24 protein-coding genes are annotated in these 25,534 nt (G+C 73.3%); 8 read left to right on the forward strand and 16 right to left on the reverse strand.

Features of this window, described 5'->3' with window-relative positions:
• Positions 1–3: 3 nt before the first annotated feature.
• Genes PHK61_RS13265 through PHK61_RS13275 form a run of 3 tightly spaced genes read right to left on the reverse strand, consistent with a single transcriptional unit; the run spans position 4 to position 3,095 of the window.
• Positions 4–837 carry a carbohydrate ABC transporter permease gene (locus tag PHK61_RS13265; protein ID WP_274281455.1) on the reverse strand — a complete coding sequence of 278 codons (834 nt, stop codon included), beginning with the start codon at positions 835–837 and terminating at the stop codon, positions 4–6.
• A gap of 3 nt (positions 838–840) precedes the next feature.
• Complete coding sequence (locus PHK61_RS13270; protein WP_274281456.1) at positions 841–1,794, reverse strand: carbohydrate ABC transporter permease; 954 nt, start codon at positions 1,792–1,794, stop codon at positions 841–843.
• Positions 1,794–3,095, reverse strand: a complete 1,302-nt coding sequence (locus PHK61_RS13275) for an extracellular solute-binding protein (protein ID WP_274281457.1) — start codon at positions 3,093–3,095, stop codon at positions 1,794–1,796. Before PHK61_RS13275 ends, PHK61_RS13270 begins: the two co-directional genes overlap by 1 nt.
• 194 nt (positions 3,096–3,289) lie before the next feature.
• Here PHK61_RS13275 and PHK61_RS13280 point away from each other — a divergent pair, with 194 nt between their 5' ends.
• Together PHK61_RS13280 and PHK61_RS13285 are read left to right on the forward strand one after the other, a co-directional pair.
• Positions 3,290–4,348 (forward strand): LacI family DNA-binding transcriptional regulator, encoded by a 1,059-nt coding sequence (locus PHK61_RS13280; RefSeq protein WP_274281458.1) that lies wholly within the window; start codon positions 3,290–3,292, stop codon positions 4,346–4,348.
• Positions 4,345–5,637: a DUF4032 domain-containing protein gene (locus PHK61_RS13285; protein ID WP_274281459.1), complete on the forward strand. Its 1,293-nt coding sequence runs from the start codon at positions 4,345–4,347 to the stop codon at positions 5,635–5,637. Before PHK61_RS13280 ends, PHK61_RS13285 begins: the two co-directional genes overlap by 4 nt.
• Before the next feature lie 6 nt (positions 5,638–5,643).
• On the opposite strand, the gene PHK61_RS13290 is transcribed toward PHK61_RS13285, so the two are convergent.
• Complete coding sequence (locus PHK61_RS13290) at positions 5,644–7,317, reverse strand: glycoside hydrolase family 13 protein (protein ID WP_274281460.1); 1,674 nt, start codon at positions 7,315–7,317, stop codon at positions 5,644–5,646.
• A gap of 28 nt (positions 7,318–7,345) precedes the next feature.
• On the reverse strand, positions 7,346–7,864 hold the full coding sequence (locus PHK61_RS13295; protein WP_274281461.1) for a hypothetical protein: 519 nt from the start codon (positions 7,862–7,864) through the stop codon (positions 7,346–7,348).
• Positions 7,865–7,972: 108 nt separating this feature from the next.
• Between PHK61_RS13295 and PHK61_RS13300 the strand changes: the two genes are divergently transcribed.
• Positions 7,973–8,356: an HNH endonuclease gene (locus PHK61_RS13300; RefSeq protein WP_274281462.1), complete on the forward strand. Its 384-nt coding sequence runs from the start codon at positions 7,973–7,975 to the stop codon at positions 8,354–8,356.
• Here the strand turns inward: PHK61_RS13300 and PHK61_RS13305 are convergent.
• From PHK61_RS13305 to PHK61_RS13325, 5 genes are all read right to left on the reverse strand, one after another.
• On the reverse strand, positions 8,353–8,994 hold the full coding sequence (locus PHK61_RS13305) for a TenA family protein (protein ID WP_274281463.1): 642 nt from the start codon (positions 8,992–8,994) through the stop codon (positions 8,353–8,355). The genes PHK61_RS13300 and PHK61_RS13305 overlap by 4 nt on opposite strands.
• A 125-nt stretch (positions 8,995–9,119) precedes the next feature.
• Entirely contained in the window at positions 9,120–9,950 is an 831-nt protein-coding gene (locus PHK61_RS13310; RefSeq protein WP_274281464.1) for an aldo/keto reductase, read from the reverse strand.
• A gap of 97 nt (positions 9,951–10,047) precedes the next feature.
• Positions 10,048–11,604: an asparagine synthase (glutamine-hydrolyzing) gene (gene asnB / locus PHK61_RS13315; RefSeq protein ID WP_274281465.1), complete on the reverse strand. Its 1,557-nt coding sequence runs from the start codon at positions 11,602–11,604 to the stop codon at positions 10,048–10,050.
• Positions 11,605–11,738: 134 nt separating this feature from the next.
• Positions 11,739–12,356, reverse strand: coding sequence for an NUDIX hydrolase (locus PHK61_RS13320; protein ID WP_274281466.1), 618 nt, complete (start codon positions 12,354–12,356; stop codon positions 11,739–11,741).
• A 9-nt stretch (positions 12,357–12,365) separates the two neighbouring features.
• Positions 12,366–12,704: a DUF3024 domain-containing protein gene (locus PHK61_RS13325; protein WP_274281467.1), complete on the reverse strand. Its 339-nt coding sequence runs from the start codon at positions 12,702–12,704 to the stop codon at positions 12,366–12,368.
• A 156-nt stretch (positions 12,705–12,860) separates the two neighbouring features.
• Between PHK61_RS13325 and PHK61_RS13330 the strand changes: the two genes are divergently transcribed.
• From PHK61_RS13330 to PHK61_RS13340, 3 genes are all read left to right on the forward strand, one after another.
• Positions 12,861–13,355: a hypothetical protein gene (locus tag PHK61_RS13330; RefSeq protein WP_274281468.1), complete on the forward strand. Its 495-nt coding sequence runs from the start codon at positions 12,861–12,863 to the stop codon at positions 13,353–13,355.
• Positions 13,356–13,491: 136 nt separating this feature from the next.
• Positions 13,492–14,070, forward strand: a complete 579-nt coding sequence (locus tag PHK61_RS13335) for a peroxidase-related enzyme (protein WP_274281469.1) — start codon at positions 13,492–13,494, stop codon at positions 14,068–14,070.
• A gap of 9 nt (positions 14,071–14,079) precedes the next feature.
• Complete coding sequence (locus PHK61_RS13340; protein ID WP_274281470.1) at positions 14,080–14,946, forward strand: NAD(P)-dependent oxidoreductase; 867 nt, start codon at positions 14,080–14,082, stop codon at positions 14,944–14,946.
• A 42-nt stretch (positions 14,947–14,988) separates the two neighbouring features.
• Here the strand turns inward: PHK61_RS13340 and PHK61_RS13345 are convergent, their stop codons facing one another.
• The 5 genes from PHK61_RS13345 to PHK61_RS13365 all read right to left on the reverse strand — a co-directional run bounded on the left by PHK61_RS13345 (position 14,989) and on the right by PHK61_RS13365 (position 22,455).
• On the reverse strand, positions 14,989–16,026 hold the full coding sequence (locus PHK61_RS13345; RefSeq protein WP_274281471.1) for a glycoside hydrolase family 6 protein: 1,038 nt from the start codon (positions 16,024–16,026) through the stop codon (positions 14,989–14,991).
• A gap of 236 nt (positions 16,027–16,262) precedes the next feature.
• On the reverse strand, positions 16,263–18,221 hold the full coding sequence (gene glxA, locus PHK61_RS13350; protein WP_274281472.1) for a radical copper oxidase GlxA: 1,959 nt from the start codon (positions 18,219–18,221) through the stop codon (positions 16,263–16,265).
• Positions 18,218–21,118 carry a glycosyltransferase family 2 protein gene (locus PHK61_RS13355; protein ID WP_274281473.1) on the reverse strand — a complete coding sequence of 967 codons (2,901 nt, stop codon included), beginning with the start codon at positions 21,116–21,118 and terminating at the stop codon, positions 18,218–18,220. Before PHK61_RS13355 ends, glxA begins: the two co-directional genes overlap by 4 nt.
• A 344-nt stretch (positions 21,119–21,462) precedes the next feature.
• Positions 21,463–21,999 (reverse strand): metallophosphoesterase family protein, encoded by a 537-nt coding sequence (locus tag PHK61_RS13360; protein ID WP_274281474.1) that lies wholly within the window; start codon positions 21,997–21,999, stop codon positions 21,463–21,465.
• 3 nt (positions 22,000–22,002) lie between these two features.
• Positions 22,003–22,455, reverse strand: coding sequence for an SRPBCC family protein (locus PHK61_RS13365; protein WP_274281475.1), 453 nt, complete (start codon positions 22,453–22,455; stop codon positions 22,003–22,005).
• Between the two features lie 67 nt (positions 22,456–22,522).
• Here PHK61_RS13365 and PHK61_RS13370 point away from each other — a divergent pair, with 67 nt between their 5' ends.
• Positions 22,523–23,890 (forward strand): cytochrome P450, encoded by a 1,368-nt coding sequence (locus PHK61_RS13370; protein WP_274281476.1) that lies wholly within the window; start codon positions 22,523–22,525, stop codon positions 23,888–23,890.
• Here the strand turns inward: PHK61_RS13370 and PHK61_RS13375 are convergent.
• On the reverse strand, positions 23,887–25,083 hold the full coding sequence (locus tag PHK61_RS13375) for an acyl-CoA dehydrogenase family protein (protein WP_274281477.1): 1,197 nt from the start codon (positions 25,081–25,083) through the stop codon (positions 23,887–23,889). The two genes, PHK61_RS13370 and PHK61_RS13375, sit on opposite strands and share 4 nt — an antisense overlap.
• Positions 25,084–25,239: 156 nt before the next feature.
• On the opposite strand from PHK61_RS13375, the gene PHK61_RS13380 reads away from it, so the two are divergent.
• Entirely contained in the window at positions 25,240–25,419 is a 180-nt protein-coding gene (locus tag PHK61_RS13380) for a YegP family protein (protein ID WP_274281478.1), read from the forward strand.
• The last annotated feature ends 115 nt before the right edge of the window (positions 25,420–25,534 follow it).

Raw genomic sequence — 25,534 nt, forward strand, 5'->3', positions numbered from 1 at the left:
TGGTTATCCCTTCACGGCGCCGTTGGTGAGACCGGCGACGATGCGCCGCTGGAAGAGCAGGACGAGGAGCACGACCGGGATCGTGACGATCACCGCGGCGGCCGCGATCGGGCCGTTCGGTGACTCGAACTGCGAGGCGCCCGAGAACAGACCGAGCGCCGCGGGCACCGGGCGGGCCGCTTCGGTCGATGTCAGCGAGATGCCGTAGACGAAGTCGTTCCAGGCGAGGAAGAACGCGATGATCGCGGTGGTGAACACGCCGGGCGCCGCCAGCGGCACGATCACCTTGCGGAAGGCCTGCCACGGCGTCGCCCCGTCGACCTGGGCCGCCTGCTCCATCTCCCACGGGATCTCGCGGAAGAAGGCCGACAGGGTCCAGATCGAGATGGGCAGCGTCAGCGACAGATACGGGATGATCAGGCCGGGCCAGGTGTTGTAGAGCCCGATCTGCCGCCAGAGGTTGAACAGCGGCGTGACGATCGAGATCACCGGGAAGATCGCCACCGCCAGCGCGGTGCTCAGGATGAGCTTCTTGCCCGGGAAGTCCAGGCGGGCGATCGCGTACGCGGCGAACATCGAGAGCAGGCACGAGATGAACGTCGCGATGAGGCAGATGCCGAACGAGTTCACCAGCGCCGGCAGGAAGAGCCCCGCCGCGTCGCCGACGAGGATCTGCTCGTAGTTCGCCCCGGAGAACACGGTGGGCAGGAACTGCCCGTTCGAGATGTCGTCCGAGGACTTGAACGACAGCGAGATGATCCACGCCACCGGGAAGAGGCAGTAGATGATGATGATCAGGCCACCGATACCCCAGCCGACCTTTTCGCGGGTGGACACCGGCTACTCCCCTCGCGCCTGGGACAGGTCGACCTTGAAGCCCTTGATGAACAGGGCACTGATCAGCACCACCGACAGGAACAACAGCACCGACACCGCCGAGCCGAGCCCGATCTCGACACGTTCGATCGTCTGGCGGTAGGCCAGGAACGACACCGTCTCGGTGCCGTTCGCCCCGGCCGTCATGACGAACACCGAGTCGAAGACGCGGAACGCGTCCAGGGTGCGGAAGAGGACGGCGACCATGATCGCGGCCTTCATGTTCGGCAGCGTCACCCGGCGCAGGCGCTGCCACCACGTCGCGCCGTCGACCTTCGCCGCCTCCTGGAGCACGTCGGGCACCTGGGCGAGGCCCGCGAGCAGCAGCAGCGAGATGAACGGCGTGGTCTTCCAGATCTCGGCCAGGCAGATGACGAACAGCGACGCGCCCTGCGTGCCGAACCAGTCGGTCTCCGCGGTGACGCCCGGGATCCACGAGAACCAGGAGTTCACGAAGCCGGACTCGACGCTGAACGCGAACTGCCAGGCGAAGGCGGAGACCACGGTGATCACCGCGTACGGGATGAGGATGACCGTGCGCAGCACCGGCCGCAGACCCCGCAGGGCGTTGAGCATGACCAGTGCGAGCGCGAAGCCGAGGACCAGCTCGACCGCCACCGTGACCACGGTGATGAAGACGGTGACGCCGAACGAGGTCCACCACACCGGGTCGGTGAGGATCACGCCGTAGTTGCCCAGCCCGACGAACGAGGAGTTCTCGGGGTCGGTGAGGCGGTAGTCGAACAGCGAGTCGTAGACCGCCTGGATGATCGGGTAGGCCGTGACCAGCAACATCACCGCGAACGCGGGGCCGGCCAGGTACCACCCGAGCCGCCGCTCGGCCCGCACCTTCTCGTTCAGACGGGCGCCGCGGGTGGGGTCGATCGCACTGGTCGGTCGATCGAGAGTGGCACTCATCAGAGAAGTGCCTCCTTCCTCAGCACCGCGGTGATGAGGGCCGTGGCGGCCTCGTTGGTGGCGCCGGGCACGACCGCGTCCGGCGGGTGGAAGGTGCGCTGGATGCCGCCGGAGACCTCCGCGTAGTACGCGGTCTGCGGCCGGGGCGCGGCCTGGTTCAGCGAGTCACGGATGGTCGGCGCCATCGGGAACTCCGCCAGCACCTCCGGGTCGGAGAACACCGAGATCCGCGAGGACGGGTTGCCGTTCGACACGAAGTAGTACGCCGAGTTCTCGGGGTTCGAGATGCAGGTCGTGGCCTCGTAGGCGAGGTCCGGGTGGTTGCTGAAGGCACCCACGCCGAGGTTGATGCCACCGAGCGGCGGAGCGCTGGGCCGGTCCGGCGTGACGCGCGGGTAGGGCGCCCACCCGTAGTCGTCGGGCACCGACTGCGGGAGCGTGCCCTCCTCGACCGCGGACTTGGCCTTCCCCCAGATGAACGGGTAGTTGACCATGAACGCGGCGGAGCCCGACTGGAACGACTCGGCGTTGGTGTCCTCGTCGGCGGTCGGGAAGCCGGGCGGGGCGACCCCGGCCTGGCCGTAGGTCTGCAGGACGCGGGCCGCCTCGATGCCGGGCGGTGCGTCGAGCCCGAGCTGGACGAGCGCCGGGTTCTCCTCGCCGACATTGGTGATGATCGAGCCGCCGGCCGACTCGACCAGCGCGTTGACCCACACCGTGAGCGACTCGCCCCGCACGCCCTGCGCGGCGATCTGGGTGCGGTTCTGCGCGGCGGCCCGGATGATCTGGTCCCAGGTCACGGGCTGGTTCATGTCCAGCCCCATCGCCGCGACCGCGGACTTGCGGTACCAGAGCAGCTGGGTGTTGGCCCAGAACGGGACGACCACGAGGCGGCCCTGCCAGGTCGAGGCCTCGATCGAGCTGGGGACCCGGTCCTCCCGCGCCGCTGCCTCCACGGCCGGCGGCATGGGGGCCAGGAAGCCCGCCTGCGCGAACTCGGGCACGTAGGGCGGGTCGATGCTCATGATGTCGATCGACGAGTCGTTCGCCGCGAGGCGCCGCACGAGCTGCTGGCGCTGCTCGGAGGCCTGGCGCGGCAGCGTCGAGGTCGCGATGGTGTACCGGCCGCCCGCGGCGGCGGTGCAGCGGGCGGCGATCTCCGCCTGGCCGCCGTCGTCCGGGTTGATGTACCAGGTGAGCACCGGCGGGCCGGGCGGCGCCGAACTGCACGCAGCGGCCAGTGCCGCGATCACCGCGACCGCGAGGGCCGCCGCGGTGAGCCGCCGACGGTGGTGGCGCATCGCTCTCCTTTCGGACACCCACAGGTGAATGGAAGCGCTTGCGGCGTGAGCGTGGTGATGGAGGTCTCACAAGTCAAGCACGAAGAGCGACGGATCGACCGCGCTGGGACGCCGGGAGGCAATGTGTGCGTCCTCCGGAGCAGCCCGCCAGTCGGGCGTTGGAAGCGCTTGCGGAGCGGTGTCATAGTTCCGCTGTGACCGGGGACACGCAGAGTGGGCGTCGGGCCGCGCCCGCGTCCCGGGTCACCCTCGACGACGTCGCGCGACGCGCCGGCGTCTCCCTCGCCACCGCGTCGCGGGCCCTCGGCGACCACCCGCACGTCGCCGCGGCCACGCGCGCCCGGGTCCGCGAGGCGGCCGAGGAGCTCGACTACGTCGCGTCCCCGGAGGCGACGCGGCTCGCCGGCGGGCCGACCGGGCGCGTCGCGCTGCTCGTGCCCCACCCGTCGCGGTGGTTCTTCGGCGAGCTCATCGAGGGCCTCGAGGCCGCCCTGCGCGCCGCCGACCTCGACCTCGTGCTGTTCCGCGTCGGCGGCCCCGAGGAGCGCGCCGCGTTCTTCGACCGCCTGCCGGCGCGACGCAAGGTGGACGCCGTCGTGGTGCTGGCCTTCACCGTCGACGAGGCCGAGCACGCCCGGCTCGCGTCGCTGGGCGTCGACGTCGTGGTCGCCGGGGGGCGGGTCGCGTCCTACCCCTCGGTCGGGATCGACGACCACGCCGCCGGCCGGCAGGCGGTGGACCACCTGATCCACCTGGGGCACCGGCGGATCGGGATGATCGCGGTGGAGGACGACGGGCGGCTCGCGCCGGACCCGGACGGGCGGACGTCGGCGTGGCGCGCCGCGCTCGTCGACGCCGGGATGGAGCCCGCCGACGAGCTGCAGGTCACCGTGCCGTGGGGCGGCGAGGGCGGCGCCGACGGGATGGCGCGCCTGCTCGGGCTGCGCACGCCGCCGACCGCCGTCTTCGCCCACGACGACGAGACCGCGCTCGGCGCGATGCGCACCCTGCGCCGCGCCGGGCTGCGCGTGCCCGAGGATCTCTCCGTGATCGGCGTCGACGACCACCCCCTGGCCGCGCTCACCGACCTCACCACCGTCGCCCAGCCCGTGCGCGAGCAGGGCCGCCGTGCCGGCGAGCTCGTGGCGGCCGCCCTGCGCGGGGAGCTGCGGGAGCGGGTGCCGCCCGCGGAGCTCCTGCCCACCCGGCTCGTGCTGCGCGGCACGACCGCACCCCCGGGAGCACCACGATGACCGCACCGGACCTGCGCCTGCGCGTGCCCTCCCCCGGCCTGCTCGCCCTGCCCTGGGACCGGCCGCTCGGCGCCTGGGACCCGGCGACCGTGCCGCTGCGCGAGCTGCCCGTCGGTCCGAGCCGCCACCTCGTGCGGTTCGTCGAGGTCGACGGGACGCTGTGGGCGCTCAAGGAGCTGCCGCCGCGGATCGCGGGCAAGGAGTTCGACAACCTGCGCCACCTCGAGTCGGCCGGGCTGCCCGCGGTGCGCCCGGCCGGGCTCGTCACCCAGCCCGACCACGACTGCTCGATCCTGCTGACCCGCTACCTCACGGGCTCGTGGCAGTACCGCCGGCTCATCGCGCGGCTGCCTCCGAACCGCCCCGCCCAGCGGGCGCGGCTGTTCGACGCCATGATCGGCCTGCTCGTCGAGCTGCACCGCCACGGCGTGTACTGGGGCGACTGCTCGCTGGCGAACACCCTGTTCTCCCGCGACGGGCAGCTCTTCCAGGCCTGGCTCGTCGACGCCGAGACCAGCGAGGTGCACCCGTCGCTCTCCGACGGCCAGCGGCAGATGGACCTGGAGATCCTCGTCGAGAACGTCGCCGCCGGGATGACCGACCTCGCCGCGAGCCTCGGGCGCCCGCGGGAGATCGAGCCACAGCTGATCGCCGAGGCCATGGAGCTGCCCGAGCGCTACGAGGCGCTGTGGAGCGTGCTGCACGGGCAGGCCCAGTTCGCGTTCGGCGACCGGTACCGCGTCGAGGCCACCGTGCGCGAGCTCAACGACCTCGGCTACGTCGTCGACGAGGTGAGCCTCGCGCCGACCGACGACACCGCGGGCGGGGTCGTGCGCCTGCGCGTGGCGGTCGGCGAGCGCAACCACCACGCGCGCTACCTGCGCGAGCTCACCGGCCTGGAGGTCGGCGAGGGCCAGGCGCGCATCCTGCTGGGCGACCTGCGGGCCCACCAGCGCGCCATCGCCCGCGAGCACCCGCAGCGCCGGGTCACCGAGGAGCAGGCCATCGCGAGCTGGCGCCACGACGTCCTCACGCCGGGCATGCGCCGGGCCCACGCCGCGGTGCGCCACGTCGGCACGGCCGTGCAGGCCTACTGCGACCTGCTCGAGGTCCGCTGGCTGCTCTCCGAGCAGGCCGGGGCCGACGTGGGCACCGAGCGCGCGCTCGAGGCCCTCGCCGAGCGCGCCCCGACCGACTCCGCGGCGCGCTCGGTGGTCGCCGACACCGCCTCGGACATCCCCGTCGTCGAGGCCGACCCGGCGGTGCCGGACGTCCCGCCGGAGTGGTGACCGGCGTCAGCCCACCGCGAGCCAGACCGCCGCGTCGGTCCCCAGCCGACCGTCCTCGAGCGGCACGCTCGTCTGCAGGACCTCGTCGTGCGGGGGCAGGTCGACGGGCTCCTCGCCGAGGTTGACCAGGCAGGCGAAGCCGGGCTCCCGGCGCAGGTGCAGCAGGGTGTCGCCGGGCGCGGAGATCCAGGTCATCTCGCCGTCGCCCAGCGCCGGGTGGGCCCGCCGGCGGTGCAGCACGGCCCGGTAGAGCTCGAGCACGGCGTCCGGGTCGCCCTGCTGGCGGTCGGCGGCGTACGCGGCCCACCACGACGGCTGCGGCAGCCACGGCGCGTCGGCGCCATCCGGGCTGAAGCCGGTCGACGCGCCCTCGGTCGCCGACCACGGCAGCGGCACCCGGCACCCGTCGCGCCCCCGCACGGTGTGCCCCGACCGCTCCCAGGTGGGGTCCTGCAGCGCGGACTCGGGGATGTCCTCCACCTCGGGCAGGCCCAGCTCCTCGCCCTGGTAGACGTACATGCCCCCGGGCAGCGCGGCCTCGAGCAGCAGGGCGGCCCGTGCCCGGCGCAGGCCGAGGGCGAGGTCCGGCGGCGCGTCCGCGCTGGGCGGCACCGCGGAGGTCGGGACCTCCTCGCGCTCGCGCGCCGGGCGGCCGTAGCGGCTCGGGTGGCGCACGACGTCGTGGTTGGACAGCACCCAGGTCGCCGGCGCGCCCGCGGCCCGCAGCAGCCCGCTGGTGACGTCGATCGTCTCGCGGAGGGCGGCCGGGTCCCAGGGCGCGACGAGGTAGTCGAAGTTGAACGCCGTGTGCAGGCGCCCGGCCGCGACGTAGCGGGCCAGGCGCTCCGGCGCGGGGGTCCAGGCCTCGGCGACGAACATCCGGTCGCCGGGGTACTCGTCGGCCACCCGCCGCCAGGCCTCGTAGATGTCCTGCACGCCGTCGCGGTCGACGAACGGGTGCGTACCCGGCTCGTACGTGTGCCCGATGAGGTCGCGGTCGTCGGCCAGGTCGGGCAGCGCCGGGTCCTTGACCAGCCCGTGCGCGACGTCGATGCGGAACCCGTCGACGCCGCGGTCGAACCAGAAGCGCAGGACCGCCTCGAACTCGGCCGCGACCTCCGGGTTGGCCCAGTTCAGGTCGGGCTGGCCGGGGTCGAACAGGTGCAGGTACCAATGGGCCGTCCTCCCCGGCCCGTCGGCGACCCGTGTCCACGCGGGGCCGCCGAAGTGCGAGCGCCAGTTGGTGGGCGGCTCGGCGCCGTCGGGGCCGCGGCCGGGCCGGAACACGTACCGGTCACGCGCACCCGGCTCGTCGGCCAGTGCCGCGACGAACCACGCGTGCCGGTCGGAGGTGTGATTGGGGACGATGTCCGGGATCAGCCGCAGACCGTGCTCGTGGGCGTCGACGATCAGCTTCTCGGCGTCGCTGACCGTGCCGTACGCGGGCTCGATCATCCGGTAGTCGGCGACGTCGTAGCCCGCGTCGGCCTGCGGGGACAGGTACCAGGGGTTGATCCACAGCGCGTCGACCCCGAGCTCGGCGAGGTAGGGGAGCTTCTCGCGGATGCCGGCGATGTCCCCGATCCCGTCGCCGTCGGCGTCGGCGAAGCTGCGGATGTAGACCTGGTAGATGACGGCCTCGCGCCACCAGGCCACGGCGTTCTCGGGCGTGTCGGTCACGCCTCCACGATGCCCGATGACACCCGGCTCAGACGCCGGCCGTGGCGCGCCCCTCGTCCTCGTACTCGTCCTCGAGGTCGTCGTCCTCGTCCTCGTACGCGTCGTACTCGTCGTACTCGTCGTCGAGGTCGTCGTCCTCGAGGTCCTCCGGCGGGCTGATCTCCTCCGGCGCGGGCGCCTCGTCGATGCCCTCGGGCGCGCGGCGCTCGCGCAGGCGCTCGGTGGCGCGGCGCAGCATCTCCAGGGCCTGGGACGCCAGGCGCACGACGAACGCGAGGAACAGGCGCGCCTGCTCGACGAGGAACGCGAAGGCCGCGCCGACCCGGCTCTCGCCCTCGGCGGGGGCCGGGGTGCGCGGTTCGCCGCCGGTGCGCTCCTGGAGGCGGTCGGCGAGCTCGTCGACCTTCGCCACCGCCCGGTCGGTCACGGCGGCCAGCACGCGGCCGGCGAGGACGGGGAGCATGCGCCGGGCGGCCTCGCCCAGGATCGGGCCGGTCACCTGACCGGCGACCTGGGAGGGACGGGGGACGGTGCCGTTGGTGGTCATCGCACCTGACGCTAGGCGTGGATCACCGCCGGGACACTCCGCCGTCGGCACCCACCCCGGCGGGCACATGCCGGGCCACCGTCCGCATCCGGTGGCATCCTGGACAGGATGCGACAGCCCGGACGCCGTGAGCGGCTCGACGCCGCGCGCGACCGCGACGGCGACACCTGCCTGTGGTGCTCCCGCCCGCTCACCGGTGCCGTCGCGGCCACCACCGACCACGTCGTGCCCAAGGTCAAGGGCGGGCCGTCGTGGCTGGAGAACGAGGTGGCCGCGTGCCGCCGCTGCAACGGCGAGCGGGGCCATCGCGGCGCCGTCGAGTGGCTCGAGGAGTGCGAGCGGCGCGGGTGGTCGCCCGACGCGCGGCGCCTCGAGCGGGTGCTGACCTCGCTCGTGGCGGCGATCGCCGAGCGCGGCGGCCAGCGGCGCGCGCGGCCCCTCCTCCACGCCCAGCTGCGGCGGCTGCGCAAACGCCTGCCGGCCGCGGCCTAGGGAGACGCCTCGGAGTAGGCGGCGTCGAAGAAGGCGAGCTCGAGGTCGACGGTGCGCCGGAACAGCTCGCCCATGCGCTCGCGGGTCGCGGCGTCGGCGTCCTGCGCGACCCGGTCGGTCTCGGTGCGCAGCAGCTCCACCCAGGCGGCGAAGGCCGATCCCCGGTGCAGGTCGATCCACTCGCGGTGCAGCCAGTCGCGGGGCGAGGGCTGCGGGCGGGCGGCCCAGTCGAGGTAGAGCCACTCGGCGACGAGCAGCACGGTGAGCACCTCGGGGTACGACCCCGAGCGCCGCGCCTCGTCCATGATCTCGAGGAAGCCCCGGGTCGGCGCGAGCGGCTCGACCGGGGCCGTGGCGCCGAGCCGGTGGAGCGCGCGGCCGAAGTAGTCGTCCTCCTCGCCCGCGACGGTCCCGAGCTGGCGGGCGATCGCCAGCCGCGGCCCGGTGCGGTCGGCGGACGCGACGGCCGCGCCGAGCAGGGCGACGAAGCGGTCGAGGAACAGGGCGTCCTGGACGAGGTAGCGGGCGAGGACGGCGTCGTCGATCGTGCCGGCCCACAGCTCGGCGACGAACCGGTGCCCGGTCGCGGCCTCCCACGTCGGCGCCGTGGCGGCGCGGAGGTGCTCGGAGAAACCCACGGGACCTCCTCCTGCCCTCGGACGTGGCGCGGCCCGGTCATCGGCGGGCGGGGGCTTCCGCCGATGACCGGGCCGCGTTCGGGCATCCCGGTCGCGCGCGGGGTGCGCCGGCCGGGAGACGTCGATCAGCGCGCGAACGTGTCCGGGTCGGGCCCGAGGCGCTCCGCCTTCTCCATCCCGTCGATCTTCTGCATGTCCTCGTGGGACAGCTCGAAGTCGAAGATGTCCATGTTCTCGCGGATGCGCTCGGGCGTGACCGACTTCGGGAAGATGATGTTGCCGATCTGGATGTGCCAGCGCAGCACCACCTGGGCGGCGCTCTTGCCGTGCGCCTGGGCGATCTCGCCCAGCTCCGGGGCGTCGAGCAGGCCCTTGCCCTGGCCGATCGGGCTCCACGCCTCGGTGCGGATGCCGTGACGCTCGTGGTACGAGCGCAGCGCCGCCTGCTGCATGTGCGGGTGCAGCTCGATCTGGTTGATCGCCGGCACCGTCTCGGTCTCCTCGAGGAGCCTGTCGAGGTGGTGCGGCTGGAAGTTCGAGACGCCGATGGTGCGCGCCTTGCCGTCCTGGTGCGCCTTCTCCAGGCCCTTCCACGTCTCGACGTAGAGGTCCTTGCCGGGCAGCGGCCAGTGGATGAGGTAGAGGTCGACGGCGTCGAGGCCGAGCTTCTGCAGGCTCTCGTCGAGGGCGCTCCGCGCGTCGTCGTAGCCGTGGTTCGAGTTGTTGCACTTCGTCGTGATCCACAGCTCGTCGCGCTGCAGGCCCGACTTCGCGATCGCCTCGCCGACCTCGGCCTCGTTGCCGTACATCTGCGCGGTGTCGATGTGCCGGTAGCCGGCCTCGAAGGCCGTCAGGACCGCCTCCGCCGTGTCCGACGGGTCGATCTGGAACACGCCGAAACCCAGCTGCGGGATCACCGTGCCGTTGTTCAGCTCGATACCGGGGACGTCGCTCATGGCAGGCGGTTTCCCCTGTCGTCCCGCCCTCAACCTCTCGGCGAGCCGCCGTGTGGGCGCCGGGGCAGCGGCGCCCACACGGCGGTCGGATCGTGGGTCAGGCCGTCGCGAACGCGCCCAGCGTGCGGTCGGGCCGGACGCCGGAGAACGACCGGTGCCAGGTGCGGTAGTACGCGATCTCCTCGTCGCTGCGCAGCTCCCAGCCGTGCTCGACCGTCGGGGGCTCCGCGTCCTGCGCGCCCTCCTTGGCCTTCTCCTTCTCGACGAGCGCGGAGAGCACGTCCTTGGCACCGGAGCCGTCGCCGAACTGCTCCTTGCCACGCCAGATGATGTCGTAGGGCACCATCCCGTCGAACGCCTCGCGGAGCAGCTGCTTCTCCACGCGGTCGTGGATCTTCAGCTTCCACTCCGCGGGCAGCGCGAGCAGCTCGCGCATGACCGTCGCGTCGAGGAACGGGACGCGGGCCTCGAGGCCGTAGTTCATCGTGGTGCGATCGCAGCGCTGCAGGTTGAGCTCGTGCAGGCTCTCGATCGACCGGACGAGCTCGGCCTGCAGGGCGTCCGGGGTCGAGAACTCCTCGGCGTGCACGTACTCGTAGCCGGCGAAGAGCTCGTCGGCACCCTCGCCGGTGAGCACCACCTTGACGTGCTTCACGGCCTCGCGGGCCAGCAGCAGGTTGGGCACCGCCGAGCGCACCAGCGCCGGGTCGAAGTGCTCGATCACCGTGACGGCCTCGTCCAGCGCCTCCTCGAGGTCGTCCGCGGTCGGGACGATCTCGTGGTGGTCGGTGCCGAGGAACTCGGCGACGGCGCGCGCGGCGAGCAGGTCGGCCGAGCCCTCGGTGCCGACCGCGAAGGTCGGCAGGCGCTCGCCCTTCTCGTCGGCCACCTTGGCGGCGACGGCCGCGACGATCGCGGAGTCGAGCCCGCCGGAGAGGAACACGCCCACGGGCACGTCGCTCATCATGTGGCGCCGGATCGAGTCGGTGAGCACGTCGCGGATGTGCCCGAGGTCCTCCTCGGTCCACTGCTTGTCCGGCGCGTTGCGCGCGGGCCGCACCTCGACCGGCACCGCGTCGGCGAAGCGCACCATCGCGCCCTCGGCGACGTCGGTGCCGGCGATGCCGGGCGTCCACACGTGCCCGGGAGGGAAGGCCTCGACGAAGGGCTGGTCCTCGACGTCGAAGGCGCGCAGCTCGCTGGCGAAGATGGTCACGCCGTCGAGGCGCGCCCAGTACAGCGGCTTGATGCCGATCGGGTCGCGGGCGACCGCGCCGCGCCCGTCGGTGTGGGCCATCGCGAGCGCGAACATGCCGCGCACCTCGTGCAGCGCGGCCGAGCCGTCGCGCAGGACGAGCCGGAAGGCCGATTCGGTGTCCGAGTCGGTGGCGAACCGGACCTCGGAGAGGACGTCGCGGATGTCCTCGTGGTTGTAGATCTCACCGTTGCCGACCACGTAGGCCGAGTCGGTGTCGTCCGCGATGGGCTGCTTGCCACCGCTGACATCCATGATCGACAGGCGCTGGTGGCCGAGCCACGCGTTCTCCAGCTGCACCCGTCCCGTGTCGTCCGGTCCGCGGTGGTGGATCCGGGCGAGCATCCGCTCACACTTCTCGGGGTCGATGACGCCATAGGCGGCGACGATTCCGCACACGTGTGTTCACGTTCCTCGTATCGGGGTCCTTTCCAGGTAACCACGATGGATGCAAGGCACGCACCGTAACGGGGTCTGCGTCACGTGCCCTTAACGGTCAAGCACCGCGATCTCCACGCGCCGTGTTTGATCCGTCACTTCCAGGCGAAGAGCGGTTGCTCGAGATCGTCCACGCGGGTCGAGCGGCCGTGGAGGGCGACCTCGCGGAACTGGAGCAGCACCGCACCGGTCGGGGCGTGGATGAAGTGACCGACGAGCGGCATCTGGACCACGGGCCGCGGCGACTCCTCGATCGTCAGGTAGCGCGGGTCGACGTCGAGCTCGGCGAACGTGACGTGGAAGAGCTCCGACACCTCGTCCGGCGAGGGCACGAGGTCGGCGAGCGCGCCGGTGGTCGCCATGACGACGGGCGTGATCACGAAGCCGGAGCGGGTCGGGTAGTCGTCGAGCAGCCCCAGCACGGCGTCGTCGCCGAGGCGCAGGCCGAGCTCCTCGTCGAGCTCGCGGCGCGCGGCCGTGACGACGTCCTCGCCGGGGTCGACTGTCCCGCCCGGCAGGGCGAACTGGCCGGGGTGGTCGCGCAGCCGCGACGTCCGCCGGGTGAGCAGCACACCCGGGCCGAGGTCGGGGTCGTCGAGCACGACGACGGCGACGGCGGCGGCCCGCAGGTCGGGGCGCTCGGCGACGCGGCGCTCGTCCCGGTCGTGGTCGCGGACGCGCGCGGCCACGTCGGCCGCGGTGGCAGGACTCATCGGGTGGGCTCATCCCCAGAAAATGCCCGTCGGGTCGGCGTCGACGATGTCGAGCAGCGGGGCGGGGGAGCTCGCCTTGGTCTCGTCGGGGTAGCGGTGCCATCGCCCGCTGGAGTCCGGCCAGAGCAGGATCCAGCGCTCCTCGTCGGGCACGAGGCGCAGCTGCGCGATCGGCTCGGTGGTCCAGCCGGTGCCGAGCTCGGGGAACACCGGGGCGCGGCGCGCCGAGATCGTGATGCGCCCGGCCCGCTCGGTGTAGGAGATCCGGACCTGGTCGCGCTGCCCCTCGGGCACGCGACGCGCGCACCACTGGCGCACCAGCGCGCGGTGTTCGTCGGCGACCTCCACGTCCCTCACTCTGACACGCGGGGCCCGCGGGCCGGGAGTGCCCCGCGCCACGAAAAGTCCGATGGCGTCCGACCACCACCCGGTCCGGGACCGCGCGCCGGGTCCTGCCAGCATGCTGACGAGCTCGGGGGCCGGATCGGGATGAGGGGGCGATCAGTGATCGCGGGAACAGCGGGACGGGCCCTGGCCGGGACGGTGGCGGGCATCGGACTCGTGCTCGGTGTCGCGGCGTGCGGCGGCGGGTCCTCGGAGGCCCCGGCCCCGGCGGGCGCGAGCGTGCCGGCCGGCTCGGGCGCGCCCGCCACGCCGGACCCCGCGGTGAAGCCCTACTGCGACGCGATCACGCGCGTGCAGGCCGAGCAGACCGCACCCGGGGCCGGCGGGGCCGGTGTGCACCCGTCCTCGGAGGAGGCCCGGCGGCAGGTCGCGGACCTCGTCCGCACCGCGCCGCCGGAGATCGCCGCCGAGTGGCGCACCGTGCAGGGTCTCACCGAGCAGGCGCTCTCGTCGCTCGCCGAGACCGGCGGCGACCCCTCGCGCATCGACCGCGCCGAGCTCGAACGCCTGCAGCGCGAGGCCCAGCCCGCGGTGACCCGCATCCAGGAGGTCACCCAGCAGCGCTGCGGCATCTCGTTCCGCCCGCCGGGCTGACTTCGGTGCCCGGAGCAGCGAGGGCGTCCCTCGCTGCCTCCCACGCGGCCGGGGAGTCCTTCGCACCACCACGACGCGCACCACCGACGACGCGGACGCTGGCCGCGCGGGCGTGCTGGACCTAACGTGCGCGGGCGTGACCGACTCCGTGAGCCGCTTCCCCGTCGTCGAGCTCGACGACCTCCCCGACGACCTGCGTGAGCGCGTCGGCGCGATCGCCGAGCGCTCGGGATTCGTGCCCAACATCTTCCGGGCGCTCGGGCACCGCCCGGCGGAGCTGCGGGCGTTCCTCGACTACCACGACGCGCTCATGGAGCGGGAGTCGCCGCTGTCGAAGGCCGAGCGCGAGCTGGTCATCGTCGCGACGTCCGGCGCCAACCACTGCACCTACTGCGTCGTCGCGCACGGCGCGATCCTGCGCATCCGCAGCAAGGACCCCGAGATCGCCGACCAGGTCGGCATCAACCCCTACGGCGCGGCGCTCGACCCCCGCCGCCGCGCGATCGTCGACCTCGCGCTCGCCCTCGCGCTGGACTCCGCGTCGCTGTCCGAGGACGACCTCGAGGCCGCCCGCGACGCCGGCCTGTCCGACGAGGAGATCTGGGACGTCGGCGCGATCACCGCGCTCTTCGCCATGTCCAACCGCCTCGCACACCTGACCGCGCTGCGCCCCAACCCGGAGTTCTTCGGCATGGGCCGCGAGCCGCGGGGGTAGGCGGCGGGCATGACGTCCGTCGCAGTCCTCGGCACCGGGATCATGGGCGCGGGGATGGCCCGCAGCCTGCTCCGCGAGGGCCACGAGGTCACGGTCTGGAACCGCAGCACCGACAAGGCGAAGCCCCTCGCCGACGACGGCGCCCGCGTGGCCGAGACGGCCGCCGACGCGGTCGCCGGTGCCGACGTCGTGATCACCATGCTCTTCGACACCGACGCGGTGGCGCAGACGATGGAGCCGGTGCTCGCCCAGGTCCGCGACGGCGCGGTGTGGGTGCAGGCGAGCACGGTGGGCATCGAGGGCACCGACCGGCTGGCCTCGCTGGCGCGCGACGCCGGCGTCGCCTTCCTCGACGTCCCGATGCTCGGCACCAGGGCGCCTGCCGAGAACGGGCAGCTCGTGGTGCTCGCGTCCGGCCCGTCGTCACTGCGCGAGCGGGTGCAGCCGGTGTTCGACGCGATCGGCACGCGGACCCAGTGGGTCAGCGAGACCGTCGGCGACGCGAGCCGGCTCAAGCTCGCGATCAACGCCTGGATCGGCGTCATGGTCAACGGCATCGCGCAGTCGGTCGCGCTGGCCCGCGGGCTGGGGCTCGACCCGCAGCAGTTCCTCGACGCGGTGGACGGCGGCGCGGTGAACGCGCCCTACGTGCAGCTCAAGGGCAAGGCGATGATCGACGGCGACTACACGCCCTCGTTCGAGCTCGACGGTGTCATCAAGGACACCGACCTCATCACCGCGGCGCTGCGCGAGGCAGGCGTCGACACGACGCTCGCCACCGCGGTCCGCGACCGCCTCGCCGCCGCGTCCTCCGACGGCCACGGGAGCGAGGACATGGCCGCGGTCGTCCACGCGTACTGGTCGGCCTCCATGTGAGCGAACTTCGGGGCTATGGCCCCGAAGTTCGCTCACATGGGGTCAGGCGCCGGGCGTGTTGTTGGCGAGGTCGAGGGCGTACTGCGGCCAGAAGTCGCCGGCCGCCGGGGCGCCGCGGCACTCGCCGTCGGAGTCGCCCGGCTCCTTGACCCACAGGTACGCGGCGACCTGCGGCGAGCCGGTGTCGCGGGTGGGCGGGGTGCCGAGCGCGCGGCCCGGCGGGTTGCACCACGACGGCTGCTCGGGCCCGTCGTAGCTGCCGTTGCCGTTGCGGCTGGTGTCGATGACGTAGCGGGCACCGCCGAGCTGGTCGGAGACGCGGTCGCCGTAGGCCTGCACCTGCTGGGTGTTCATGAAGTTCGAGACGTTGAGCGCGAAGCCCGCCGCCTGGTCGACCCCGGACTTGCGCAGCCCGTCGACGAGCTTGCCGGTGTCGGTGACGAAGCCGGGGTTGCCGGCGTCAATGTAGACCTCGCCCCCGGCGCGGGTCAGGGTGCGCACCGCCTCGGAGAGCAGCTCCTCGCGGCCCTCCTGCTCGCCCTCGCCCTCGCAGTTGGTCAGCGTCTGGGGCAGCGCGTCGGGCTCGAGGACGACGACCGAGCGCGTCCCGCCCATACCCCGGGCGAACGCGTCGAGCCACTCGCGGTACTGGTCCTCGTTCTCCGCGCCGCCGCTGGAGTACAGGCCGCAGTCGCGGTTAGGGATGTTGTACGCGGTCAGCACGGGCGTGCGACCGGCCGCACGCGCCTGCGACACCACGCCGGCCACCTCGCCCTCGACGCCGCCGGTCTCGCCGGTCGGCCAGATCGCGACGGGCTGGCGCGCGATCTTCTCGAGCGCGGTCGCGTCCTCGGTGCGTCCCTCGGCGCGCCACTGCTCGACCTGGCGGGCCGCCGAGGACGCCGGGTCGACCCAGAACTCGGAGGCCGCCGGGGGGACCGGCCCGCCGCCCTCGGAGCCGCCCTCACCCGAGCCGCCGGAGCACGCCGACAGACCGAGCGCGGCGATCGCGGCCAGCGCGCCCGCCGCGAGCCGTATCCTCGTCATCCGTCCGGCCCCGCGGTGCGTGTCCTGCTTCATCGATCCCGTCCTGCTCCGTGTCTCGTGCAGCGTCTCGTGCAGCCGTGTCTGGCGGCCCTGTCACCGTGCCGTGTCACGCCCCGGCACTCGTCCGTACGGAGTCAGGCTCCCAGGCCACCCCGTGGAGCCCGTGTGGGGGTCGCGACCGCCCGCCGCCGCCCGGCGGCCGCTCGGCGGCTCGGCCGCGACGACGGGCCGCACGACGGCCCGCCCACCGGGTGCGGACGCGACCGACGTCACGCCGCCTCCGCGCGCCCCGGCTCCGGGACCTCGATCCAGCGACCGACCGAGGGCACGCCCCGGTCGTCGAGGAGGAAGAGCATGTAGCGCCCCGGCGGGGCGATCGCGCGGTCGCGCGGCAACGTCACCGACACCCCGTCGCCCTGCTTGGTCATGTCCAGCGCGATCGAGCGCTGATGGGTGTCGGTGACGTGCGTCGACGCCATCGGGGCCATCAGCCGCGCGCTCTGGATGCGCGCCGCGTCCGGCGTGCCGACCGTGATCGTGTCGCCGAGCGCGGCCCGCGGCGGCGCGTCCGAGACCTGCGGCTGCGGGCCCCGGAACAGGTACGGCGGCGTGTAGATCTCGATGCGCTGCTCGAAGGTGCCCGGGATGGTGTTCGCGGCGTCGTTGAACAGCGGGTCCGAGCCCACGACCATCACGCGCCCGTCGGGCAGCAACATGCTCGCCGAGTGGTAGTTCCGCCCCACCGCGGGGTCGGCGGCGTAGTCGAGCGTGTTGGTCTGCGGCCGGTAGATGCGGGCGTTGTGGTTGTTCGTGTCGCCCTTGCCGCGGTAGTCCCGCGACCCGTTGCTGATCAGCATCGAGTCGTCGGGCAGCGTCGTGAGGTTCGGGTACCGGGTGCCCTCGGGCAGCATCGGTCCCGGCTGCCACGTGGGGTTCGGGCTGTCGAGGTCGATGGTGTCGATCCGCCCGGTCGAGCGCGGGCTCTCGCCGACACCGCCGCCGCCGACCACCGCGATCCGCTGGTCCTGCACCGGGCCCGCCCACGCCGAGCCCGCCGTCTCCAGCAGGTCGGGGTCACGCATGCCCGGGATCGGTGTCAGCAGGTTGTTCTTGAGGTTCCAGAACCCGGGGACGCGGCCCGCCTCGGCCGGCCCGTAGCCGGAGTTCGCGCCCGAGTAGAACAGCACGTCGTCGCGCGAGGTCTGGAACAGCGCGGGGTAGGTCGGGAAGTACTGGGTGAGGTCCTTGCGCTCGGTCCAGAGGCGCGTCGCCGGGTCGTAGATCTCGTTCTGCCCGTTGAGGACCTCGCCGGTGCCGTCGAGGCCCGACACGGCGATGACGCCCCCGTCGGACAGGCCCGTCAGCGTCGGGTACCAGCGCTTGAACACCATGTCGCCCACGCGCTCGTAGGCCTCGGTGTACGGGTTGAACTCGTAGGTCTGCTCGATGCCCTGGTAGTTCTGCTTCTTCAGGGTCATCGCCTGACCCAGCGCGTAGATGTTCTGCGCGTCGGCCGCGGGGACGCCGCCCACCGCGTACTGGCGCGGGCCCTCGAACACGTAGCCCGGGCCGGGCTCGACGGCCTCGGCGAACACCGTGGTCTCGCTGGCGGTCACCGTCGCGCCCCGGCGGGTCGCGACCTTGGTGGCCGGCTCGATGACGAACGGGTGCGTGGCGCGGTAGACCAGGCCCTCGGGGGAGCGGAACTCGGTGCCTGCCGGCAGCGGCAGCGGCGCGGCGTCCGGGTCCTCGTTCTTGACGGTCAGGCCGCCGCCGGCGTGGGTGACCGCGCCGTCGAGACGCTCGTAGCGCTGGGTGCCGCCGGCGACGAGCAGGTTGCCCGACGCGAGGAACGTGTGCCCGGAACAGAACATGTCGTCCGGGGTGGGGACGATGCGGCTACGCCCGGTCGCCGGGTCGTACACGAGGCTCTTGAAGGTCCCCGCGTTGAACATGTCCTCCTTGTTGCCGGATCCGGCGATGAGGAGGATCCGCCCGGTCGGCAGGACCGCGGCGTGGATCGCGTTGACCTTCTGGTCGTCCGGCAGCTCGAGGACGTCCCACTTGCCGAACTTTTCCTTGTACTCCTGGCTGTTGATCAGCCGCTGGTGCCGGAGCTCGGAGAACCACGCCCAGGCGGGCGGGACGTTCACGCCGAGCATCACGGCGGGGACGATGACGAGGAGCAGGAATCGCTTGACCCGTCTGGTCAGTCCCTGCCCGATCAACTCGCCTCCGTTCGTCGCCCTTCGATGTCCGGCGGCAACCCGGCACCGGAGTGCTGGGCGGGTCCGGCCACCGCGGCCAGTGCCACCACACGGACCGCGACCGTCGGGGCGTTCACCGAGACAGCGTCGGACGTGCGGGTCCCACCGTCTCGTCCGTCGTGTCGCTTTGCCGTTTCGTTACTGATGTTAGACCCCGCCGAGACCGGGATCACCGGCCGGCCGCCGTCGGCCTCGACGTCGGCCGCCGTGGACAGCAGCAGCGGCGGGTGCTCGCGGCGCGGACCGGGGCGCGGACCACGGGTCCGCGTCTCGTCCGGACGGGGCGTCGGGGACGGCGTGGGCGACGGCGTGGGGGACGGCGTGGGGGACGGCGAGGGCGGGGTCGGACGGCCGTGCCGGCCGTCCGGACGCGGACCCTGGTGCTCCGCCGCGGGCGCCACGTAGCGGCCGCCCTGCTCGGCGGCCGCGGGACGGTCGCCGGGCCGCTCACCGGGCCGCTCACCGGGACGCTGCCCCGGCGCGGCGAACGGGCTGGGACCGGGGCGCGGCGTGGGCGTCGGGCGGGGACGCGATCCGGGCGGGGTCGGTCCGGGTGGTGCGGCGGGCGGCGGGACCGCCGCCGGCGTCGGCATCGGCGGGCGCCCGGTGGGGCGCTGACCCGGCTGACCCGGTTGCTGCGGGCCCGGCTGGCCCGGCTGCTGCGGACCCGGCTGCGGTGCCGCGCCCGGCTGCGGGTGCGGCGTCGGGCGGGGTGCGGGCGACGGGCCGTGCTGGCCCGGCTGCTGACCCGCGGCCGGGACCGCCGAGCGGCGCCGGTCGCGCGGCACCGGGGAGGGCGCCGGGTCGATGCCCCGGCCGTCCTCCGGCGCGCGACGGCGACCGGGACGCGGCTCGGGACGCGGCTCGGGACGCGGCGACGGCGACGGCACGGGCGCGGCGTCCCGCTGCCGGTTCGCGAGCGAGGAGGTCCGCACCCAGCCCGGGGGCAGGTCGCCCTCCAGGGACGCGCCGGCGTGGGCCGGGACGGGGGCGGGCTCGGTCTCCGGACGGGGCGAGCGGCGCGTCGCGCTGCCCGCCGCGAGCAGCGCGTCGAGGGCGGCGCGCTCGAGCGACTCGGTGGTGACCCCGGACCGGCCGTCGGCGAGCACCGGCGCCGACTCGATCGCGGGCTGGCGCCCGACGATGCGCTCGACGAGGCACAGGACCGGCGGCGCGAGGCAGGAGGCGAGGGCCACCGCGGGCCAGAGCAGCACCGCCGGGGTCGCGTAGCCCTGGATGATCGCCAGGACGATCGCGCCGATGAGCAGCGCCGCCCACTGCAGGTGGCGCCGGAAAGTCAGGATGTGGTCCGCGCTCGACGACAGGCCCTTGGGCGTGACGACGAACCGCGCGGGCAGGCGCAGCACCGTGGCGATCAGCGACGCCGCGAAGATCGGCGCCGCGAAGATCGACATCAGCATGCCCTTGACGCCGGAGCTGCCCTCGGCCTCGTAGGGGCTGACGTTGTAGCGGCGGTTGCGCAGGTAGACCCAGAGCTGGAACGCCGTCGCGTCGATGTACAGCGCCAGCCAGAGCTGCACCGGCACGACCACGCCCTGGACGCCCAGGGCGAGGAAGAGGCAGGCGTTGACCGCCCCCAGCACCCACCCGATCGCCATCGACGGGTAGAAGGTCGTGATCAGGATGTAGTGCAGGGCGCGGCCCGGCGACAGGCGCGGCAGGCGCAGCCACATCTCCTTGAGCAGCACCTCGAACGTGCCGCGCGACCAGCGCATCTGCTGGCTGAAGAAGTCGCCCCAGGACGACGGGCCCTCGCCGACGGCGAGCACGTCGGGCGTGTAGACCGACTTCCACCGCCGCCGCGACGCCGGGTTGCGGCGCGTGTGGAACTTCAGACCCGTGGCCATGTCCTCGGTGATCGAGTCGGACAGGCCGCCGATGCCCTGCAGGGCGCTGATGCGGATGGCGTTGTTGGTGCCGACCAGCATCGCCGCGTTGTAGCGGTTGGCCGCGCGCTGGATCAGCGAGTGGAACGGGAACTGCTGCGACTCCGCGGCCCGGGTCACGAACGTCTCGTCGTTCGCGTAGCACTGCGGGCCGACCACGTAGGCGACGTCGGGGTCGCGGAAGTACCCGAGGATGCGCTCGGCGTAGTTCGGCAGCGGCACGTGGTCGGGGTCGACCGAGAGGAAGACCTCGTAGGAGTCGCCGTGCTCGGCGACCCAGGCGTTGTAGTTGCCGTGCTTGGTCTTCGCCTTGAAGGCGCCCTTGCGCTGGTTGTACTTCCCGATGCCCTTGCGGGTGAAGTGGTTGACCCCGAGCTCGCGGCACATGGCCTTGACCTCGTCGTCGTCGCCCTCGTCGAGGATCCAGACGTCGAGGATGCCGTCGTACTGGATGCGCAGCGCGGCCTGCAGGGTCCCGCGCACGACGTCGATCGGTTCCTTGCTGGGGACGATCGTGGTGAGGAAGGCGATGCGTCTGTCCGGCTCGGGCGGCACGGGCACGGGGTCGCGCGCGATGACCGAGGCCAGCGACAGCGACAGCACGTTGATCAGCCGCAGGAGCTCCATGAGCCCGATCGACCCGATCACGATCCAGTTGGCGTAGATCGCGAAGTCGGACCCGATCACCGGCGGCCGGTGACTGGGGTGCAGGAGCCAGAGGAAGAACAGGGCCTCGAAGGCGAAGTTCAGGCCGGCGACGAGCAGGGAGCGGGCCACCCGGCCACGGCCGTGCACCGCGTCGACGCCCCGGTAGGCGACGCGGTAGGGACCGTCGGCGGGATCCGGTTCACGGATCGGCCCCGCCAGCTGGGAGAACTCCTGGATACGACGGCCGACGACGAGCTCCGACTCGTCGACCTCGTCCGGGGGTCGCTCGGCAAGAAGGGTCATCGGCCGTTTCGTCTCGATCCTCGCGACTGCACCGACCACACCGCACCGGCGATCGTCACGAGCCTCCCGTCGTCGTCCTGCCCCTCGCGGGCCCGCGAGGAGGCGGTACCGCCGACGCGCCGTCCTCCTGTCCGGTCATCGGGCGTCCCGGACGCCTGGTGCTGTTCCGACCGCCCGGGAAACGGTAAGGGCATCACCCACCGTGCTCATCGAGGGGGACGGTTGTTCCTCCATCCCGTGGTCCGCGACCAGCAGCATCACCGACAGTTCGCCCGACCGGGGGACACGGAGCGACCGTCACGCCCACGATCACCCGTCCGGACACGATGACGCACAGTAGTACGTCAGGGACGCCGCGCGGTTGCGGGTGGCAGGTCGTGTCGCCGCACGGCGGTGAGCGTGCCGTCGCGGACCTCGGCGGTCATGTAGGTGCAGGCGGGCTGGCGCCGCCGCTCGGTGGGCGAGCCCGGGTTGAGCAGCCGCACCCCGCCCGGGGTCGTCGAGTCCCACGGGATGTGGCTGTGCCCGAAGACGAGGACGTCGACCGGGGTCCCGCTCCCGGGCCCGAACCGGGCGTCGCAGCGGCGCTCGCGGCCGTCGGCCGCGCCCGTCTCGTGCGTCACGGCCAGGCGCAGGCCGTCGAGCTCGGTGACGGCGGTCTCGGGCAGGCGGGCGCGCAGGACGTCGCCGTCGTTGTTGCCCCAGCAGGCCACCAGCCGCGCGGCCCGCCGCTCGAACGCGTCGAGCAGCGCGGGGTCCATCCAGTCGCCGGCGTGCACGACGACGTCGGCCGCCCCGATCGCGGACCAGAGCTCGTCGGGCAGGCCGCGGTTCGGGTAGCGCGGCGTGAGGTGGGTGTCGGCGGTCAGGAGCAGGCGCACGCCTCAGCGCTCCAGGAGCAGCGAGTGCAGGGCGACGAGCGCGAGCGGGGCGTAGGGCAGCACGACGAGCCCGGGACCGGTGGTGCGCAGCCACGTGCGGGCGCCCACGTGCGGCCCGTCGTCGGGGCGCGGGTCGTCGACGCCGTGGTCGAGGTGCAGCGTGATCGGCCCCACGCGCACGCGCCACGACCAGGTGCGCGCCGCCTCGTCGACCGCGAGCACCTCGAACGGCACGTGCACCAGCCCGGCCGCCCGCACCGTGCCGGTCAGGCCGGGGTGCAGTCGCCGGGCGTGCCCGCCGGCCACGGCGACCCCCGAGATCTGCGGGGCCCAGTGGCTCCAGAGGTCGAGGTCGGCGTAGCGCTCCCACGCCGCGGCGGCGGGCAGCGGGCCGGAGGCGCGGAGGGTCGTCTGCACGGCGGGGACGTACCCGCGGCAGCCCTGGACGACGAACACATACTCCGAGTATGGTTTCGCCCAGCTGCCGGTACGGAGCCGTACCAACCGACCGCGGGAGGCCGCCGTGACCCTGACCTCGTCCGTGTCCTCGTCCGTGGGCACCACGCTGCGCTGGGGCGCCACGCACGGCCTGATGCGCGCGGCCATCCGCCGCCAGGTGCGCGCGGGCAACCCCGACGCCCGCCTGCTGCTCGACCCGGTCATGCAGGCCGACCCGTTCCCGCACTACGAGATGCTGCGGGCGTCGCACCCCTTCGCCCCCGGCGCGTTCGCGCGGCTGACGGTCCACCACGACGTGGCGACGGCGGTGCTGCGCAGCGACGACTTCGGCGTCACCCACCCCACCGAGGTCGTGCCCGCGCCCGCCAAGGCGGCCCTCGCGCTCGCCGGCCCGCCGCGCAACCCCGGCCCCATCGAGCCGCCCTCGATGCTCGCGGTGGACGCACCCGACCACCTGCGGTACCGCAAGCTCGTCAGCCGCGCCTTCACCGCGAAGCGGGTGGCCGCGCTGCGCGAGCGGACCTCCGCGGTGGCCCAGGAGCTGCTCGACGACATGGACCGCGCCGCCCACGACGGCGCCCACGGGAGGGGCGACCTGACCGTCGACCTCGTCGAGCGCTACGCCAGCCTGCTGCCGGTCACTGTGATCAGCGAGATGCTCGGGGTGCCGACCTCGATGCGCGACCAGTTCCTCGCCTGGGGCGACGGCGCGGCCACGTCGCTGGACATGGGGCTCACGCGCCGCGCGCACGCCTCGATGGAGCGCAACCTCGCCGCCCTCAACGACTGGATGCGCGAGCACCTGCGCCGCCTGCGCCGCGAGCCCGGCGACGACCTCCTGTCGAACATCGTCGGCCAGGTCGACGACGACGGCGCCGGCCTGTCCGAGCAGGAGCTCGTGTCCACCGCGCTGCTCGTGCTCGCGGCCGGCTTCGAGACCACGGTCAACCTCATCGGCAACGGCACCAGCCAGCTCTTCGCCCACCCCGAGCAGCGCGAGCGCCTGGCCGCCGAGCCGGACCTGTGGCCGACCGCGGTCGACGAGATCCTCCGCTTCGACCCGCCGGTGGAGCGCACCGCGCGCCGGGCGAAGGTCGACACCGAGATCGCCGGCAAGCCCCTGGCGGCGGGCGACCTGGTCGTCACCGTGCTGGCCGGCGCCAACCGCGACCCGCAGGTCTTCACCGACCCCGCCACGTTCGACGTCGGGCGCGCGAACGCCAAGGAGCACCTGGCGTTCTCCAGCGGGCCGCACTTCTGTCTCGGCGCGTCGCTGGCCCGGATGGAGGGCGAGGTCGCGCTCCGGGCGCTGTTCGAGCGCCACCCGCGCCTCGCCCCGGCCGGCCCGCCGCGACGCCGCCCCACCCGCATCCTGCGCGGCTACGCCGAGCTGCCGGTGCGCCTGGAGCCCGCGGTGACCACGGTGGGCTAGGTGAAGGCGCTGTGGCCGGTGATCTCGCGGCCCACGATGAGGGTCTGGATCGTCTCGGTGCCCTCGAAGGTGTGGATCGACTCGATGTCGGCCATGTGCCGCATCACGTGGTTGTCGAGCAGGATCCCGTTGCCGCCCAGCAGGTCGCGGGCGTGCGAGAGCACCCAGCGCGCCTTGCGGGTGTTGTTCATCTTCGCCAGGCCCGCGATCGTCGGCGCGAGGTCGTCGTCCTCGGCCAGCTGGGCGATCTGCATGCAGTAGAGCTGCATGCCGGTGAGCTCGGCCAGCATCTGCACCAGGCGCTCCTGGACGATCTGCATCCCGGCCAGGGGCTTGCCGAACTGCTTGCGGTCGAGGGCGTAGCGCAGCGCGGCGTCGTACCCCGCGGTCGCGTGGCCGAGCGCCATCCACGCGCAGGTGCCGCGGGTGGTCGCGAGCACCCGACCGGTGTCCTTGAAGTTCTCCGCGCCGGGCAGCCGGTCGCGCTCGGGCACCCGCACACCGTCGAGGCGGATGTCGGCCTGCCACACCGACCGCATCGACCCCTTGCGCGGGATGATCTCGGCCTCGTAGCCGGGCGTCGTGGTGTCCACGAGGAAGCCGAGCACCGTGTTGGTCTCGGTGTCGCGGGCCCAGACCACCGTGCGCCCGGCGATGCTGCCGTTGCCGATCCAGCGCTTGCGGCCGTCGAGCACCCAGTCGTCCCCGTCCCGGCGGGCGGTCGACTCGAGCGACACGGAATCGGACCCGTGCTCGGGCTCGGTGAGCCCGAAGGCGCCGATGAGGTCGAGGCGCGCCATCGCCGGCAGGAACTCCTGCTTCTGCTCCTCGGAGCCGAGCATCGCGATCGACTTCATTGCGAGGCCCGACTGCACGGCGTGGAACGTCGCGAGGCTGCCGTCGCCGCGCGCGAGCTCCATGGCCACGAGGCCGCTGGTCAGGGGGTCGTGTCCCGGGCACCCGTAGCCGGTGATGTCGTCGCCGACGACGTCCAGCTCGGGCAGGCCGTTGATGACCTCCCACGGCATCTCCGCGGCGTCCCAGGCGGCGGGCGCGGCCGGGCTCACGACGCGGTCGACGTAGCGCCGGACGGCCATGAACGTGTCCCACTGCGCCTCGGTGAACCGCCGGCGCACCGAGAAGAAGTCGGTGCCGAGCGCCTCGGTGAGTGGACCCTCGCTGTCGACCGTCATGGCGTCTCCCTTCCCCGTGGCGCGGGTCACCACGCCCGTCGGGGGCCGCGGCTTCGACCGCGTCGGCACACGCGCCCATCGGGTGGGACCACCGTGCGTCCTTTCGTACTAGCGTCCGCCGGTGCCCAGCACGTTCAGACCACGAGCGGAGGAAGCATGGCGGGCAAGTTCGAGGTGTGCGAGGACAAGGCCGGCAAGTTCCGGTTCCGGCTGAAGGCCAGCAACGGCCAGATCGTCGCCTCCGGCGAGGCGTACGAGACCAAGGCCGCCGCCCGGAAGGGCTGCGAGTCGGTCCAGAAGGCCGCCAGCGGCGCGCCGATCGAGGAGACCGTCTGAGCGGTCCCCCGTCCGACGGCCCGGCCGGGTCCGCCGGCCCGCGGCGTCGCCCGTTCGGGGCAGCGTTGCTGGCCGGTGAGCGACGCCCGTGGCACGAGAGCGCAGACTCCGGGGC

The sequence above is a fragment of the Actinomycetospora lutea genome, assembly GCF_028737205.1.
GTDB classification, from domain to species: domain Bacteria; phylum Actinomycetota; class Actinomycetes; order Mycobacteriales; family Pseudonocardiaceae; genus Actinomycetospora; species Actinomycetospora lutea.